This window comes from Caballeronia pedi (assembly GCF_001544915.2).
Classification (GTDB): Bacteria; Pseudomonadota; Gammaproteobacteria; order Burkholderiales; family Burkholderiaceae; genus Caballeronia; species Caballeronia pedi.
This window is the reverse complement of record NZ_FCOE02000001.1, coordinates 516,476-531,217: the sequence shown is the minus strand read 5'-3', so window position 1 is coordinate 531,217 and position 14,742 is coordinate 516,476. Positions and strand designations below refer to the sequence as shown.

16 protein-coding genes are annotated in these 14,742 nt (G+C 61.6%); 7 read left to right on the top strand and 9 right to left on the bottom strand.

What is annotated here, in order from left to right:
* Positions 1-199: 199 nt before the first annotated feature.
* Positions 200-1,288, top strand: coding sequence for a type I restriction endonuclease (locus AWB80_RS02455; protein ID WP_061173020.1), 1,089 nt, complete (start codon positions 200-202; stop codon positions 1,286-1,288).
* A gap of 84 nt (positions 1,289-1,372) precedes the next feature.
* Here AWB80_RS02455 and AWB80_RS02450 read toward each other — a convergent pair whose 3' ends face one another.
* The 3 genes from AWB80_RS02450 to AWB80_RS02440 all read right to left on the bottom strand — a co-directional run bounded on the left by AWB80_RS02450 (position 1,373) and on the right by AWB80_RS02440 (position 3,745).
* The gene (locus AWB80_RS02450; protein ID WP_061173019.1) at positions 1,373-1,714 is read right to left on the bottom strand and encodes a DUF2486 family protein; all 342 of its coding nucleotides are present in this window, start codon (positions 1,712-1,714) and stop codon (positions 1,373-1,375) included.
* A gap of 63 nt (positions 1,715-1,777) precedes the next feature.
* On the bottom strand, positions 1,778-2,194 hold the full coding sequence (locus AWB80_RS02445; protein WP_061173018.1) for a DNA polymerase III subunit chi: 417 nt from the start codon (positions 2,192-2,194) through the stop codon (positions 1,778-1,780).
* An 18-nt stretch (positions 2,195-2,212) separates the two neighbouring features.
* A complete protein-coding gene (locus tag AWB80_RS02440) occupies positions 2,213-3,745 on the bottom strand; it encodes a leucyl aminopeptidase (RefSeq protein WP_061173017.1) in 1,533 nt (510 codons plus the stop codon).
* A 171-nt stretch (positions 3,746-3,916) separates the two neighbouring features.
* Here AWB80_RS02440 and lptF point away from each other — a divergent pair, with 171 nt between their 5' ends.
* From lptF to AWB80_RS02415, 5 genes are all read left to right on the top strand, one after another.
* On the top strand, positions 3,917-5,008 hold the full coding sequence (lptF, locus tag AWB80_RS02435) for an LPS export ABC transporter permease LptF (protein WP_061173016.1): 1,092 nt from the start codon (positions 3,917-3,919) through the stop codon (positions 5,006-5,008).
* A 4-nt stretch (positions 5,009-5,012) separates the two neighbouring features.
* Positions 5,013-6,161, top strand: a complete 1,149-nt coding sequence (gene lptG, locus AWB80_RS02430; RefSeq protein WP_061173015.1) for an LPS export ABC transporter permease LptG — start codon at positions 5,013-5,015, stop codon at positions 6,159-6,161.
* Positions 6,162-6,183: 22 nt separating this feature from the next.
* On the top strand, positions 6,184-6,561 hold the full coding sequence (locus tag AWB80_RS02425; RefSeq protein WP_061173014.1) for a sirohydrochlorin chelatase: 378 nt from the start codon (positions 6,184-6,186) through the stop codon (positions 6,559-6,561).
* Positions 6,562-6,651: 90 nt separating this feature from the next.
* Positions 6,652-6,897 (top strand): AbrB/MazE/SpoVT family DNA-binding domain-containing protein, encoded by a 246-nt coding sequence (locus tag AWB80_RS02420; RefSeq protein ID WP_244206353.1) that lies wholly within the window; start codon positions 6,652-6,654, stop codon positions 6,895-6,897.
* A complete protein-coding gene (locus tag AWB80_RS02415; RefSeq protein ID WP_244206352.1) occupies positions 6,897-7,319 on the top strand; it encodes a type II toxin-antitoxin system VapC family toxin in 423 nt (140 codons plus the stop codon). Before AWB80_RS02420 ends, AWB80_RS02415 begins: the two co-directional genes overlap by 1 nt.
* 67 nt (positions 7,320-7,386) lie before the next feature.
* Here the strand turns inward: AWB80_RS02415 and cobA are convergent, their stop codons facing one another.
* The 6 genes from cobA to AWB80_RS02385 all read right to left on the bottom strand — a co-directional run bounded on the left by cobA (position 7,387) and on the right by AWB80_RS02385 (position 13,523).
* Positions 7,387-8,142: a uroporphyrinogen-III C-methyltransferase gene (gene cobA, locus AWB80_RS02410; protein ID WP_061173011.1), complete on the bottom strand. Its 756-nt coding sequence runs from the start codon at positions 8,140-8,142 to the stop codon at positions 7,387-7,389.
* 34 nt (positions 8,143-8,176) lie between these two features.
* The gene (locus AWB80_RS02405; RefSeq protein WP_061173010.1) at positions 8,177-9,490 is read right to left on the bottom strand and encodes a sulfate adenylyltransferase subunit 1; all 1,314 of its coding nucleotides are present in this window, start codon (positions 9,488-9,490) and stop codon (positions 8,177-8,179) included.
* 28 nt (positions 9,491-9,518) lie between these two features.
* Complete coding sequence (cysD, locus tag AWB80_RS02400) at positions 9,519-10,481, bottom strand: sulfate adenylyltransferase subunit CysD (protein WP_061173106.1); 963 nt, start codon at positions 10,479-10,481, stop codon at positions 9,519-9,521.
* An 89-nt stretch (positions 10,482-10,570) separates the two neighbouring features.
* Positions 10,571-11,293, bottom strand: coding sequence for a phosphoadenylyl-sulfate reductase (locus tag AWB80_RS02395; RefSeq protein WP_061173009.1), 723 nt, complete (start codon positions 11,291-11,293; stop codon positions 10,571-10,573).
* Between the two features lie 3 nt (positions 11,294-11,296).
* Positions 11,297-11,836: a DUF934 domain-containing protein gene (locus AWB80_RS02390; RefSeq protein WP_061173008.1), complete on the bottom strand. Its 540-nt coding sequence runs from the start codon at positions 11,834-11,836 to the stop codon at positions 11,297-11,299.
* A 10-nt stretch (positions 11,837-11,846) separates the two neighbouring features.
* Entirely contained in the window at positions 11,847-13,523 is a 1,677-nt protein-coding gene (locus tag AWB80_RS02385; RefSeq protein WP_061173007.1) for a nitrite/sulfite reductase, read from the bottom strand.
* Between the two features lie 247 nt (positions 13,524-13,770).
* Between AWB80_RS02385 and AWB80_RS02380 the strand changes: the two genes are divergently transcribed.
* Positions 13,771-14,712 (top strand): CysB family HTH-type transcriptional regulator, encoded by a 942-nt coding sequence (locus AWB80_RS02380; RefSeq protein ID WP_061173006.1) that lies wholly within the window; start codon positions 13,771-13,773, stop codon positions 14,710-14,712.
* Positions 14,713-14,742 lie beyond the last annotated feature (30 nt).

The window sequence follows — 14,742 nt, the reverse complement described above, 5'->3', positions numbered from 1 at the left end:
CGGATCAGAATGTTTTATAAACACAATCGTCGCTTCGCTTCGTGTCGCCGATCTCATCAGCGTGAATTCTCTTGATGACCGAGCATAGTTCCGCGCTCGCTCAATGTCACTTCGACGAACTGGAGCCAAGCGACGAACACCGCAAAGTTTTTTCAGTTGAACTCGGGCATCTGATTATCTCAAAAAGAAAAGGTAAGAAATGGATTTCATCGATGAAGTAAGGGCATTGGCAGCACGCGTAGCCGCCGCTAAGGACATGGTGCAAACGGAAGAGGCGACCAAAAACGCGATGGTGATGCCGTTCATTCACCTGCTTGGCTACAACGTGTTTGACCCGTTGGAGGTGACGCCCGAGTTGACCGCTGATGTTGGGACAAAGAAAGGCGAAAAGGTTGACTACGCTATCCTGAAGGACGGCAAGCCAATTATGTTGTTCGAGTGCAAAAAATGTGGCGGAGACTTGAACATCAATCATGCGAGCCAACTGTTCCGATATTTCCACGTGACGGAAGCACGATTTGGTGTGTTGACAAACGGCATCGTTTATCGATTTTTCACTGATCTTGAGCAACCAAATAAGATGGATGAGAAGCCGTTCTTCGAATTCAGTTTCGCAGACTTTCGCGATCAGGACGTCGACGAGTTGAAGAAATTCGCCAAGACTGTCTTCGACCTGGAAAGCATATTGACAACGGCGAATCACCTGAAATACACACGCGCGATAAAAAACACATTGAATGATTGGATGACTGAGCCACCTGAAGACTTCGTTCGGCTCGTGTCCGCAGAATTTTTGGCTGGCAAGCACTTCAAGAATACAGTGAAGGACCAGTTCACACAGATTGCGAAACACGCGTTTCAGCAATTGGTGGCCGACAAAATCAATGAGCGTCTGAAAGGCGCAATGACTCCGGAGCCGGCACTGCTTGCCTCCGTCACTCATGCCGAAGCAGACTCCTTGCCCGGTGAAACAACGGAACCGACAGCCATTGAGGTCGAGGCGTACCAGATCGTTCGCGCCATTTTGAGATCCGTTGTATCCGCCGACAGGGTGGCGATACGCGGTGCGGCCAGCTACTGCGCCGTTTTGTTCGACGACAACAATCGGAAGCCCATTTGCCGATTGCGATTCAAGAACGAGAACCGGCTCGTCGTCGGAGTGTTTGATGAAAAGAAGGAGGAAGAACGGGTACCGCTGCACAGCCTGGACGATCTCTTCGAACTCGCCGACAGGCTGAAGGCAAGTGTCGCGCGGTACACGCGAGACGAAGAGGCCGCGGCCTTATAGAGACTGACTTTTTCGCCGGCTTCAATGCCTCACGGACGCGCGCGCGACTTGGTCGCGCTTATCGGCTCTCACGCCCGATGGGCATCATTCCCCCCGCTGACGCCGCAACTCTTCTTCGACCGCCTCGCGCACCCATCCGCTCATCCGGCTTTCGAGCGCCATCGCGACTTCACGCGTGATCGCCGAGACGAGTTGCGTCGAATGTTCGCGCAGCACTTCGCGACAGCGCTCCTCGATCAGCGCGCGCGCCTCGCCCGTCAGAAAACCCGTGAAGCGGCCGCGCAGCCGCTCGGCGATCTGCTCCGCATCGTATTCGATCGCCTCGGCGCCTGCGGACGGCGCGCGCGCATATTCGGGCCTGCCGGGCACGACGACATCGGTCAGGACGGGGATCGACGGATCGAAGGATTCGGGCGTATTGGTCATGTCGGGAGGTCTCCTCTTTATCTAAGCGGAGCATAGTGCAGCGCGCTGGCGCTCTCTGTGCGCTCAACCGCCCTGATTGTGCGTCTCGATCGCATAGCCGCGATCCCGATAGAAGCGATAGCGCTCGCGGCCCGCGGCGAGTTCGTCGCCATCGCTGCCCACGATCTCCACCAGCCGCTCGAAGCGCGCGAACTGCGCGGACACCGGCGCGCCGAGATTCACGAGCACCTGATGATGCGGCGCTTCGTCGAGATTCGACGTGAGCACGACGGGCGTGTCCTGCGCGAGCGGGCTCTTCGCCATGCAATGCGGCACGAACTCGAGCGGCTGGAAGGTCCACAACTGCTCGTCGAACGCAGCGAGGCGCTGCGGTTCGGCGAGCACGACGAGCGGCTTGCCGCTCAGATACGCCTTGCGCGCGAGGCGGCAGGCGTACGCGAGCGGATCGCCGACGTTCGTATGAAAGTCGATGCGGGTCATGCCTGCCTCATGTGTGCTTCACGCGCCCGCGCGATCGATCAGGAACTGCGAGAGCAGCGGCACGGGACGGCCCGTCGCGCCCTTCGCCGCACCGCTCTTCCACGCGGTTCCGGCGATATCGAGGTGCGCCCACGGATAAGCCGTCGCGAAGCGCGACAGGAAGCACGCCGCCGTCACGCTGCCCGCCGGACGGCCGCCGATGTTCGCGACATCCGCGAAATTCGACTTGAGCTGATCCTGGTACTCATCGTCGAGCGGCAGACGCCAGGCCGGATCGACCGCTTCGCGCGAGGCGTCGAGCAGTTCGCCCGCGAGCGCGTCGTCCTTCGAGAACAGGCCCGTGTTGTGATGACCCAGCGCGATGATGCACGCGCCCGTCAACGTCGCGATATCGACCACGGCGGCAGGCTTGAAGCGCTCCGCGTAGGTCAACGCGTCGCACAGGATGAGGCGGCCTTCGGCGTCGGTGTTGAGCACTTCGATGGTCGTGCCGTTCATCGCGGTGATGATGTCGCCCGGCTTCACCGCGTTGCCCGCGGGCATGTTCTCGCAGGTCGGGACCACGCCGATCACGTTGAGCTTCAGACCCATCTCGGCGACCGCGCGCATCGTGCCGAACACGGAGCCCGCGCCGCACATGTCATATTTCATCTCGTCCATGGCCTCGCCCGGCTTGATCGAGATGCCGCCCGAATCGAACGTGATGCCCTTGCCAACGAGCACGACCGGCGCGTTCTTGCCCTTCGTCTTGCCCGTCTCGGCGCCCGCGCCCTGATATTGCATGACGATGAATTGCGGCGGCTCGACCGAGCCCTTCGCGACCGAAAGGAACGAGCCCATGTTGAGCGCTTCGATCTGCTTCTGGCCGAGCACCTCGACTTTGAGCTTCCAGTCGCGGCCAAGCTTCTTCGCGGTCTGTCCGAGATAGGTCGGCGTGCAGACGTTCGGCGGCAGGTTGCCGAGATCGCGCGTGAGATCCATGCCGTTCGCGATCGCGACGCCCTGCTTCACCGCGACTTTGGCGGCTTTCTCGTCGGCAGAATCGATGCTGAATACGATCTTCTTCAAGGAGCGCGCGCCGTTGTCGGGCTTGCTCTTCATCTGCGTGAACTTGTAGGTCAGCTCGCGCAGCGCGAGGATCGCGGCGCGCACGGCCCAGTCGCCGGTGCGTTCCTGGATCGGCAATTGCGCGAGCGTGAAGGTCGCCTGGCCGATCTTCGAGCCGAGCACGACGCGCCATGCGGCGCGCACGGCTTCGCCATAAGCTTTCTGATTGAAGGCGTCCTGCTTGCCGAGACCGACGAGCAGCACGCGCGATGCGCCGATGCCGGTCACTTCGGGCACCATCAGCGTCGTGCCTGCACGGCCGCTCATGTCGCCGGCTTTCACGACGCGCGTGATCAGGCCTTTGGTCGCGACATCCATGTCGCGCGCGGCGCCTGTGAGCGTCTGCGCTTCGAAGATGCCGAGCACGATGACATCCGACTTTCCGGTAAGGAAACCATTTGCCTCGCCCTTGCTCCAATCACAGGCTTTTATGCTAAAGTCCATCGCGCTTATCCTCGGATAAAATCTTGGCTGAAGGATGAAAGCCGCAATTATCCGCTATTTTTTCCGCGGCGGTCACAGGCAGGCGGCGTGAGGGTAAGCGAAGACCCTTCCCGTAAGCCACGAGATGCGTGCATGATTTCCGCATCGCCGCCGGCTCCAAGCAAAAATTCAATGATCTTCGAACGCTCCCTGCAGCGCGAACTCGCGTATACGGCCGGCGCCGTGTTCATGGTGCTGCTCACGATCATGCTCACGACAATGATGATCCGCATCGTCGGCTTCGCGGCGCAGGGTCAAATCGACCCGAAAGACGTCGTCGTGCTGATCGGGCTCACCGTCATCGGCTATCTCGCGGTCATGCTGATCGTGACGCTGTTCGTCTCCATTCTCTTTGTGCTCACGCGCTGGTATCGCGACTCGGAAATGGTCGTATGGCTCGCGTCGGGCGTGAGTCAGACGCAGCTCATCAAGCCGATCGCGGTGTTCTCCACGCCGATCATCATCCTCATCATTTTCTTCGCGTTGGTCGGCTGGCCGTGGTCGAACCAGCAGAGCAAGCTCATCAAGCAGCGCTTTCAGCAGCGCGACGAAGTGTCCTTGCTCGCGCCCGGGCAGTTCCGCGAATCGCCGTCGAGCCATCGCGTGTTCTTCATCGAGAAGATGTCGCCTGACCAGAGCCAGGTGCAGAACGTGTTCGTGACGAGCACGGAAGGCGGCAAGGTCAATGTGATCGTCTCGCAGACCGGCCACACGGAAACGCGTGAAGACGGCGACCGTTTCATCGTGCTCGACAATGGCCGCCGTTATGACGGCGAGCCCGGCCAGCCGAACTTTCGCATCATGGAGTTCGAGCGCTATGGTGTGAAGATTTTGAGCCACCAGGTCGTGAATACGCCGACGACCACGGGTATCTACACGCCTGACCTGCTCGCCAATCCGACCAACGAGAATCTTGCGGAATTCGCCTGGCGTCTGGGCCTGCCGCTCATCGCCATCAATCTGATGTTGCTCGCCATTCCGCTTTCCTATCAGAACCCGCGCCGCAGCCGCACGATCAATCTCGTGATGGCCGTGCTGATCTACCTCACTTACTCGAACCTGCTGAACGTCGTGCAGTCGTGGATCGAGCAGGGCAAGCTGTCGTTCGGCGTGGGGCTGGTCGGGCTACATGTGATCGTAGGGGCGCTCGTCGCGTTCATCTTCTGGCTGCGGATTCGCAACCGGCCGCTCTTCAAGCTGCCGTCGCTGTCGAAGGGGGCCTGACGCGATGCGCATCTACGAACGATACTTCGCGCGCCAGATCTATCTCGCGTTCATCTTCATCCTGTTCGCGTTCTCGGGCCTGTTCTTCTTCTTCGACCTGATCAACGAGTTGAACACGGTCGGGCACGGCAACTACAAGTTCACGCTCGCGGTGCTGCGCGTCGGGCTGCAGACGCCGTCACGCTTCTACGAAATCATTCCCGTCGCGGCGCTGATCTCGGCCATTTACGTGTTCGCGCAGATGGCGGCGGCGTCGGAGTTCACGATCTTTCGCGTGTCGGGCCTGTCGACCGGCGCGGCGCTGCGTTCGCTGCTGAAGATCGGCGTGCCGCTCGTGCTCATCACGTATCTCATCGGCGAAGTGGTCGGGCCTTACACCGATCAGCTGTCGGAGCGCGTGCGGCTGGAGGCGCTCGGGTCGTCGGTGTCGTCGAACTTTCAGTCGGGCGTCTGGGTGAAGGACACGCTGACCGCGAAGGAAAACGGCGAGCAGGTGACGCGCTTCGTCAACGTGGGCACGCTGAATCCCGACACGACGATCGCCAACGTGCGCATCTACGAGTTCGATTCGAAGTTCCGGCTGACGAACGTACGTATCGCGAAAAGCGGCGCGTACGAGCCGCCGGGACACTGGAAGCTCACGGGCGTGACGGACACGCAACTGAGCGATGCACCGCCGCAAGCGGCGAATCCTGGCGACACGCTGAACCCGGTGTATCGCGCGCAGCAGACGACGCTGCCCGAGTACTCGTTGCGCTCCGAGTTGACGCCACAGATTCTGTCGGTGCTGCTGGTGTCGCCGGATCGCATGTCGATGTTCAATCTGTTCCGCTATATCCAGCATCTGACGGAGAATCATCAGGATACGCAGCGGTATCAGATCGCGTTCTGGCGCAAGATTCTTTATCCGTTCGCGGTGTTCGTGATGCTGATTCTGTCGCTGCCGTTCGCTTATCTGCATACGCGCGCGGGCGTGGTCGGCGTGAAGGTGTTCGGCGGCATCATGATCGGGATGAGCTTTCAACTGGTCAACACGCTGTTCTCGCATATCGGCAATCTGAACACGTGGCCCGCGCCGATCACCGCGGCGGCGCCCGCCCTCGCCTATCTGGTGGTCGGCCTGATCGGGCTGAAGTGGGTGGAGCGGCACTGACGTTTCCTGCCAGGAGCGCGCAATGAAGAAGCACGGCATCATCCTGTTCGGCCACGGCGCGCGCGATCCGCGCTGGGCCGAGCCGTTCGAGCGGCTCGCGTTGAAGCTGCGCGCTTCACGGAACGATCCGGTGTCGCTGGCTTACCTCGAACTGATGGCGCCGGATTTGCCGGCTGCGGTCGCCGAGCAAGCCGCGGATGGTTGCGATGCGATCACCGTCGTGCCTGTGTTCTTCGGACAAGGCGGGCATGTGAGGAAGGACCTGCCGGAGATCGTCGATCAGTGCCGGGCCGCGAATCCGGGTGTGGATATTTCCTGCGCGACGGCGGTTGGGGAGGATGATGCGGTGCTGGAGGCGGTGAAGGCGTATTGTTTGCGGCAGGTCGGCCAAGAGAGCTGATCGTTCAGCGTTGGCCATTCGGCCGAATTCCAGCGCTCGAAATCGCGAGCTATACTGGATATACATTCCAGTATATCCATGAGGTTCACGGTGAACTTGCTCATTTCAAAGTGGGGCAACAGCCTCGCTGTACGTCTCCCGGCCGATTACCTTCGGCATACCGGACTCTCGGAGGGCGATCAGGTCCAGGCCAGTCTCACGGTCGACGGCGGAATCTGCCTTCGTCCGGCCAAATGGGACCGCCGGGCGTTCATGGCGGAACTTGCCGAAACGCGCGACGCCATGCCGATGACAGAATCGGTTATCGATGAACTCCGACGTGGGGCGCGCTACTGATGGTCTACGTCGATACGAGCGTCCTCGTCGCGCTGTGCGTACGGGAGCGAATGACCGCCGCCGTGTCCCAATGGTATGCGTCGGTCAAGGACGATCTGATATCCGGAGTCTGGTGCGTGACGGAGTTCGCCAGCGCGCTCGGCATCAAACGGCGCACCGGACAGTTAACCGAAGAACAATCGGCCTTCGCGTGGCGCAGTTTCGAACGAATGTGCGCAAGCGACCTGCACCTCACGCCGATCGAGCCGCCGGTTTTCCATCAGGCGGCCGTGCTCACGCTCGATGCATCGACCGGACTCCGGGCTGGCGATGCGCTTCACCTTGCCGCGGCGCTCGATTGCAAGGCCAGAACGATCGCAACACTGGATACCGTTTTGGCGAACAATTCAAAGAGGAAGAAAATCAGGCCGGTGGAGTTTTGAGCCAACGGGCAAACAAAAAGCGCACCGGAAAATGGGTGCGCTTCGTTTATCTGCCGATTCAATCGCATCAAGCCGCCGCCTGCATCCCCTTCAAATGCACCTTCGGCTTCGCCGAAGCCCGCTCGCGAAACGCCTCGCCGATCATCAGCAGACTCGGCTGCGACGGGTCCAGCCATTCCTGCGCCTCACCCAACGCCATGCGCGCCAGCGTCAACGTCAACGTGCGCTCGCGCGGCGTGCTGCACGCCTCGACGATCGCCACCGGCGTCGAACCCGGCCGGCCCGCATCGATCAATTGCTGCGCGATATCCGGCGCGCTGTCGCGGCCCATGTAGAACACGAGCGAGTCCGCCTTGGCCTGCTCGCGAATCTCGTCGCTGTCGGCGGCGCGCGAATGCGTCGCCAGCGCGACACTGCGCGCCACGCCGCGCAAGGTCAGGGAGCGCTTGAGCGTCGCCGCGCTCGCGAGCGCGGCCGTGATGCCCGGCACTACTTCGAATTCGATGCCAGCCGCCTCCAGCGCGCGCATTTCCTCGTCGGCGCGGCCGAACAGCATCGGATCGCCGCCCTTCAGACGCACGACGACACCATGCTCCAGCGCCGCATCGACGATCTGCTTGTTGATGAAGTGCTGAGCCGTCGAACGCTGTCCGCAGCGCTTGCCGACCGCGATCTTCTTCGCGTTCGGCGCGTAATCGAGCATCGCCCGCTCGACGAGCGCGTCGTGCAGCACGACATCCGCCTGTTCGAGCAACCGCATGCCGCGCACGGTGATGAGATCCGCCGCGCCCGGCCCCGCTCCGATCAGATAGACCTTACCCATAGCTTTAATCGATGAAATCAAGCGGTCAGATGGTTCACGCAGAGAATGCACGAATCATACCGGCCGCGACCGTGTGATGCGTCGCCTCGTCGATCAGCACGAACGCGCCGGTACCCTGATGCGTATCGTACTCGTCCGCGACGATCGGCTTCTGCAACGTGAGCGACACGCGGCCGATATCGTTCATCGCGAGCGTGCCGCGGTCGACCGAATGCGACAGCGTGTGCACGTCCAGCACCTCTTTCACCGCGCCGATGCGCGCGAACACCGTGCTGGTCGTCTGCTTCAGCAGATACTTGCGCTGCGGCGAAAGCGGCTCTTCATCGAACCAGCAGATGTCGGCTTCGAGCTTCTTCGCCGGCTCGATCTTCTGAGCCGCCGGCACGAAGGTATCGCCGCGCGACACGTCGACGTCTTCCGTCAGGCGAATCGTCACCGTCTGGCCTGCGAACGCGCGGTCCACGGGCGCGACGCCGCCCGGCACCGGCGCGATGATCTCGGCAACCGTCGCTTCGCGATTGGCCGGCAGCACCAGCAGCGAATCGCCGACGCGCACTTCGCCCGCCTCCACGCGCCCCATGTAGCCGCGGAAGTCGTCGGCTTGCGAGCCATCCTGACGCGCGACCCATTGCACCGGGAAACGCAGCGCCTGATCGTTCGGCTGCGCGACAGGCAGCGATTCCAGCAGATCGAGCAGCGGCTCGCCTGCGTACCACGGCATGCGCTCGCTCGCGGAAACGATGTTGTCGCCCTTGAGCGCCGACACCGGCACGAAGCGCACATCCGACAGACCGAGCTGACGCGCGAGCACGACATACGCGTCGCGGATTTCGTTGAAGCGCGCTTCGCTGTAATCGACCAGATCCATCTTGTTGATCGCGACGATCGCGTGCTGCAGACCGAGCAGCTTGACGATCGCGCTATGGCGCTTGGTCTGCGGCAGCAGTTGCGCGACGCCGTCTTCGAACGTGACGCGCGTGGCGTCGACGAGAATGATCGCGGCATGCGCAGTCGATGCGCCCGTCACCATGTTGCGCGTGTACTGCTCGTGGCCCGGCGTATCGGCGATGATGAACTTGCGTTTCGCGGTCGCGAAATAGCGGTACGCGACGTCGATGGTGATGCCCTGCTCGCGCTCGGCTTCGAGGCCGTCCGTCAGCAGCGACAGATCGATTTCATCGCCGACGGTGCGCTTGTTCTTCGCGCGCGAAATCGCCGACAACTGATCCGACAACACAGCCTTGCTGTCGTACAGCAGACGGCCGATCAGCGTGCTCTTGCCGTCGTCGACGCTGCCCGCCGTGATGAAGCGCAACACGCCCAGGTCTTCAGCTTGATAAATGCTCATGATTCTTTCGTTCCTCGGGGCGTGTGGCTTAGAAATAACCTTGTTTCTTGCGCTGTTCCATCGCGGCTTCGGATGCCTGATCGTCCATGCGCGTCGCGCCGCGTTCCGTGATTTCCGTCACGGCCGTTTCGGCGATGATCTTCTCGACGTCATCAGCATCGCTCGCGACCGGGCACGTGCAGCTGATATCGCCGACGGTCCGAAAACGCACTTGCGCCACTTCCGACGTTTCGCCTTCGCGCAGCGGCGTGAGCGGCGTGAGCGGCACGAGCAAACCGTTGCGGCGGATGATCTCGCGATCGTGCGCGTAGTAGATCGACGGCAGTTCGAGCTTCTCGCGCGCAATGTATTGCCACACGTCGAGTTCGGTCCAGTTGGAGATCGGGAACACGCGCAGATGCTCGCCCGCATGCAGACGCGCGTTATAGATGCTCCACAGTTCCGGGCGCTGCGCCTTCGGGTCCCATTGGCCGAATTCGTCGCGGAACGAGAAGATGCGCTCCTTCGCGCGGGCCTTCTCTTCGTCGCGGCGCGCACCGCCGATCATCGCCGTGTAGCCGTATTGCTCGATGGTTTCGAGCAGCGTCACCGCCTGCGCGGCGTTGCGCGAGTCCGTCTCGCGACGCAGACGCACGGTGCCCTTTTTGATCGAATCCTCGACATGACCGACGACCAGTTCCGCGCCGATTTCGGCTGCGCGACGATCGCGGAAGTCGATCACTTCCTGGAAGTTGTGACCCGTGTCGATATGAACCAGCGGGAACGGCAACTGGGTCTTGCGGCCCGCGCCGAGACCGAACGCCTTCAGCGCGAGGTGCAGCACGACGACCGAATCCTTGCCGCCCGAGAACAGGAGCGCGGGCTTGCTGCATTCCGCGACGAGTTCGCGAATGATGTGGATCGACTCGGCTTCGAGCCAATCCAGGTGATCCATGCGCGTCGCCTTGTTGGCGATCGGTGCGGTGACGGTTGAGTCGAGCGTCGTGCTCATGTTCGTCGATCCTTTTTTATGCAGCGTCATGCAATTCCTGATGTGACGATGCGTTCAATGACAGGGTTTGATGCGGCGTCTTGTGCGCCTTAAATCGCCGAGCTCGGAGCTTCTTCGACGACTTTGATATTCGTGATGTGCAGGCCGCATTCCTTCGTATCGCGCGATTCCCACCACCAGCGGCCCGCCCGGCTGTCCTCGCCGGGGCGCACCGCGCGCGTACAGGGTTCGCAGCCGATGCTCGGATAACCGCGCGCATGCAGCGGGTTCACGGGCACATCGAACGCCTTCAGGTAATCCCACACATCGCTTTCGCTCCAGTCCGCGAGCGGATTGAACTTCGCGATGCCGCGCGGCGCGTCCTGCTCTTCCTCGTGCAGCTCGGCGCGCGTCACCGATTGCTCGCGACGCTGACCCGTGACCCACGCGGACACATCCGACAGCGCGCGATTGAGCGGCTCGACCTTGCGGATATGGCAGCAGCTCTTGCGCAAATCAATGCTCTCGTAGAACGCGTTGAGGCCGTGATCGCGCACGTAGGCGTCGACCGCGTCCTGCTGCGGAAGGAACTGCTCGATGTCGTAGCCGTAGCGTTCCTTCACGGTATCGAGCATGCCGAGCGTTTCCGCATGCAGACGGCCCGTGTTCAACGAGAAGATGCCGATCTTCACGCCGCGCGAAAGAATGGCGTGCGTGAGCACCATGTCTTCGGCAGCGAGGCTGCTGGCTAGCTTGACGCTCTGGTGACGCGCCGCGATCGAATCGAGCAGCGCATCCAGGCGTTCAACCTTGGCTTGCAATTCAGGCGTCATACATCAGGCTCCAGACGCTGCGACGAGCGCCGCGCGACGGCGGAACAGCGGTTCGAGATTGTCGGTCGCGCCCTGGTACAGCTCGGTGAACTCATTGAACGCGTTGAGCGCGTCGTTGATGTCCTTGTCCGCGCGCACCGCGAACGCATCGAAGCCGCAGCGCGAATGGAACAGCACCTGATCGCGCAGCACGTCGCCGATCGCGCGCAGCTCGCCCGTCCACTGATAGCGCTCGCGCAGCAGGCGGCCGATGGAAAAGCCGCGGCCATCGCGGAACACCGGGAAGTCGACCGTGATCACGGCAAGCGAGTCGAAGTCCGGCACGAGGTCGGCGGGTTCGTCGTCCGGCGCGAGCCACACGCCGATGTCTTCCTTCGCGCGCGAGGCGACGATCGCCGCCTTGTGCTCTTTCCACAGCGCGAACGGCACGATGATCTTGCCGGCGGGCAGCGCGTCGACCGCGGGCAATGCGCCGTCTTCGGCTGCGCGCACCACCGTGAAATTGTCTTCGACCACCGCGCGGTTCTTGATAATCAACGTCATTTGCAAATCCTTAAGCGTGAGCCTGGCGCGATGCGTACACGCGCTCCTTGAACGGCGCCATGCCGATGCGGTTGAACGTCTCGATGAAACGCTCGTCCTCGACGCGGTTGTCGACGAAGGTATCGATCACTTGCGCGATCACGTCGGGCATTTCTTCCGCCGAGAACGACGGGCCGATCACCTTGCCGAGATGCGCGCCGGTCGCGCCCGAGCTCTGCTCGCCGCCGAGCGTCACCTGATACCACTCCGAGCCGTCCTTATCGACGCCCAGAATGCCGATGTTGCCGACGTGGTGATGACCGCACGCGTTGATGCAGCCCGAGATGTTCAGCGACAGGTCGCCGAGGTCGTGCACGTAGTCGAGGTCGTTGAAACGATCCTGGATCGCCAGCGCGATCGGGATCGACTTCGCATTCGCGAGCGAGCAGAAGTCACCGCCCGGGCAGGCGATGATGTCCGTCAACAGGCCGATGTTCGCCGTCGCGAAGCCGAGCGCCTTCGCGCGTTCCCACACGGTGTAGAGGTCACGCTTGGGCACGTTCGCGAGAATCAGGTTCTGCTCGTGCGACACGCGGATTTCGCCGAACGAGAACTCGTCGGCGAGCGTGGCGACGTCGTCCATCTGCTTGTCGGTTGCATCTCCCGGCGCGATCTCGCGCGGCTTGAGCGAGAGCGTCACCGCCGCGTAACCCGGCACCTTGTGCGGACGCACATTGCGCTCGACCCAGCGCGCGAACGGCTTGCTTTCGATCAGGTGCTTTTCATACGTGGCGTCGGTGTCGGCGAGCTTTTCGTAGACCGGCGGCGCGAAGAACTTCGACACGCGATCGACTTCTTCCTGCGTGATCGTCGACGGGCCGTCCTTCAGATGCTGCCACTCTTCCTCGACCTGCTTCGAGAACTTCTCCGCCGACAGCGCCTTCACGAGAATCTTGATGCGCGCCTTGTACATGTTGTCGCGGCGGCCGTAGCGGTTGTACACGCGCAGCACGGCTTCGCAATACGTGATCAGGTGCTGCCACGGCAGATCGCGCTTGATGATCGCGCCGACGATCGGCGTGCGGCCGAGACCGCCGCCCGCGAGAATGTCCATCACGACTTCGCCCTGCGCGTTTTTCTTCAGATACACGCCGAGGTCATGAACCTGCACGGCCGCGCGGTCTTCCGCCGAGCCGTTCACCGCGATCTTGAACTTGCGCGGCAGCCACGCGAACTCCGGATGGAAGGTCGACCACTGGCGCAGGATTTCCGACCACGGACGCGGATCGACGACTTCATCGGGCGCGACGCCCGCGAACTGGTCGGCGGTGATGTTGCGGATGCAGTTGCCCGACGTCTGGATCGCGTGCATCTGCACCGAAGCCAGCTTGCGCAGGATTTCAGGCGTCTCTTCGAGCTCGACCCAGTTGAACTGGATGTTGGTGCGCGTCGAGAAGTGACCGTAGCCGCGGTCGTGCTCGCGCGCGATGGTGGCGAGCATGCGGAGCTGGTCGCTGCGCAGGTTGCCGTAAGGAATCGCGATGCGGTGCATGTACGCGTGACGCTGCATGTACAGGCCATTCTGCAAACGCAGCGGGCGGAATTCCTCTTCGGTCAATTCGCCCGACAGACGGCGGCGGACCTGGTCAGCGTACTGCGCGACACGTTCGTCGACGATGCGTTGGTCGATCTGATCGTATTGGTACATTCGGGGGCCCCAAGTTCTTTTAAGCGCGACGTCCTAGCTCAGTGTCCAGACCCGCAGCGCGTCTCGTCCATCGAATATCCATTGAGTGCCTGTCGCGAGCGTCGTTCAGACGAAACGCTCATTTGCTAATGACAAAAACAGATATGGATATTGGAAAAATTGGACTGATAGTAAAGAACCTGCTATATATTGCAAACGACTGAAAAATTACTTTGATATGCCCGGTGGTAATAAGCAAAGGTTATAAATGAATCTGCATCAGTTCCGCTTCGTGCGTGAGGCCGTTCGGCAGAACTTCAACCTCACGGAAGCCGCGAAGGCGCTGTATACATCGCAGCCGGGCGTCTCGAAGGCGATCATCGAGCTGGAGGACGAACTCGGCGTCGAAATCTTCACGCGGCACGGGAAACGCGTGAGATCGCTGACCGAGCCGGGGCGAATCATTCTCGCGTCGGTCGAGAAAATATTGCAGGAAGTGGAGAGCCTGAAGCGCGTCGGTAAGGATTACGCGGCGCAGGATCAAGGCAATCTCGTCATCGCCGCGACGCATACGCAAGCGCGCTACTCGTTGCCGGCGGCGATCGCGGAGTTCAAGAAGCGCTTTCCGAAGGTGCACCTTTCGATTCTGCAAGGCAGCCCGACGCAGGTCGCGGAGATGGTGATCCACGATCAGGCGGATATCGCCATCGCGACCGAGGCGATCGCCAACTATAAGGAACTGGTGTCGCTGCCCTGCTTCCAGTGGCAGCACCTCGCGGTCATGCTGCCGGATCATCCGCTGCTCGAACGCAAGACGCTCACGCTCGACGATCTCGCGCAATTTCCGATCATCACGTACGAGGCGTCGTTCGCCGGGCGCACCAAGATCAATCAGGCGTTCGCGCTGCGCAATCTGACGCCGGACATCGTGCTCGAAGCCATCGACGCGGACGTGATCAAGACTTACGTCGAACTGGGGCTCGGCGTCGGCATTCTCGCGGATATCGCGTTCAACCCGGAGCGCGACAAACATCTGCGCGCGATGCCGGTCGGCCATCTGTTCGGCACCAATGTCACGCGGCTCGCGCTGAAACAGGGCGCGTATCTGCGCAGCTATGTGTATACGCTCGTCGAACTGCTGTCGCCTTCGCTGAACCGCAAGCTGATCGAGCAGGCGCTGTCGGGCGAGCACGAGAGCTACGAGCTCTGAATAAAATGGCAGCGCGCGCTGCCGCAAAAA

Excerpts from the sequence above, each read along its gene's own strand:
- AWB80_RS02455 (WP_061173020.1), top strand. The coding sequence starts at position 200 with ATGGATTTCATCGATGAAGTAAGGGCATTGGCAGCACGCGTAGCCGCC.
- AWB80_RS02450 (WP_061173019.1), bottom strand. The coding sequence starts at position 1,714 with ATGACCAATACGCCCGAATCCTTCGATCCGTCGATCCCCGTCCTGACC.
- AWB80_RS02445 (WP_061173018.1), bottom strand. The coding sequence starts at position 2,194 with ATGACCCGCATCGACTTTCATACGAACGTCGGCGATCCGCTCGCGTAC.
- AWB80_RS02440 (WP_061173017.1), bottom strand. The coding sequence starts at position 3,745 with ATGGACTTTAGCATAAAAGCCTGTGATTGGAGCAAGGGCGAGGCAAAT.
- lptF (WP_061173016.1), top strand. The coding sequence starts at position 3,917 with ATGATCTTCGAACGCTCCCTGCAGCGCGAACTCGCGTATACGGCCGGC.
- lptG (WP_061173015.1), top strand. The coding sequence starts at position 5,013 with ATGCGCATCTACGAACGATACTTCGCGCGCCAGATCTATCTCGCGTTC.
- AWB80_RS02425 (WP_061173014.1), top strand. The coding sequence starts at position 6,184 with ATGAAGAAGCACGGCATCATCCTGTTCGGCCACGGCGCGCGCGATCCG.
- AWB80_RS02415 (WP_244206352.1), top strand. The coding sequence starts at position 6,897 with ATGGTCTACGTCGATACGAGCGTCCTCGTCGCGCTGTGCGTACGGGAG.
- cobA (WP_061173011.1), bottom strand. The coding sequence starts at position 8,142 with ATGGGTAAGGTCTATCTGATCGGAGCGGGGCCGGGCGCGGCGGATCTC.
- AWB80_RS02405 (WP_061173010.1), bottom strand. The coding sequence starts at position 9,490 with ATGAGCATTTATCAAGCTGAAGACCTGGGCGTGTTGCGCTTCATCACG.
- cysD (WP_061173106.1), bottom strand. The coding sequence starts at position 10,481 with ATGAGCACGACGCTCGACTCAACCGTCACCGCACCGATCGCCAACAAG.
- AWB80_RS02395 (WP_061173009.1), bottom strand. The coding sequence starts at position 11,293 with ATGACGCCTGAATTGCAAGCCAAGGTTGAACGCCTGGATGCGCTGCTC.
- AWB80_RS02390 (WP_061173008.1), bottom strand. The coding sequence starts at position 11,836 with ATGACGTTGATTATCAAGAACCGCGCGGTGGTCGAAGACAATTTCACG.
- AWB80_RS02385 (WP_061173007.1), bottom strand. The coding sequence starts at position 13,523 with ATGTACCAATACGATCAGATCGACCAACGCATCGTCGACGAACGTGTC.
- AWB80_RS02380 (WP_061173006.1), top strand. The coding sequence starts at position 13,771 with ATGAATCTGCATCAGTTCCGCTTCGTGCGTGAGGCCGTTCGGCAGAAC.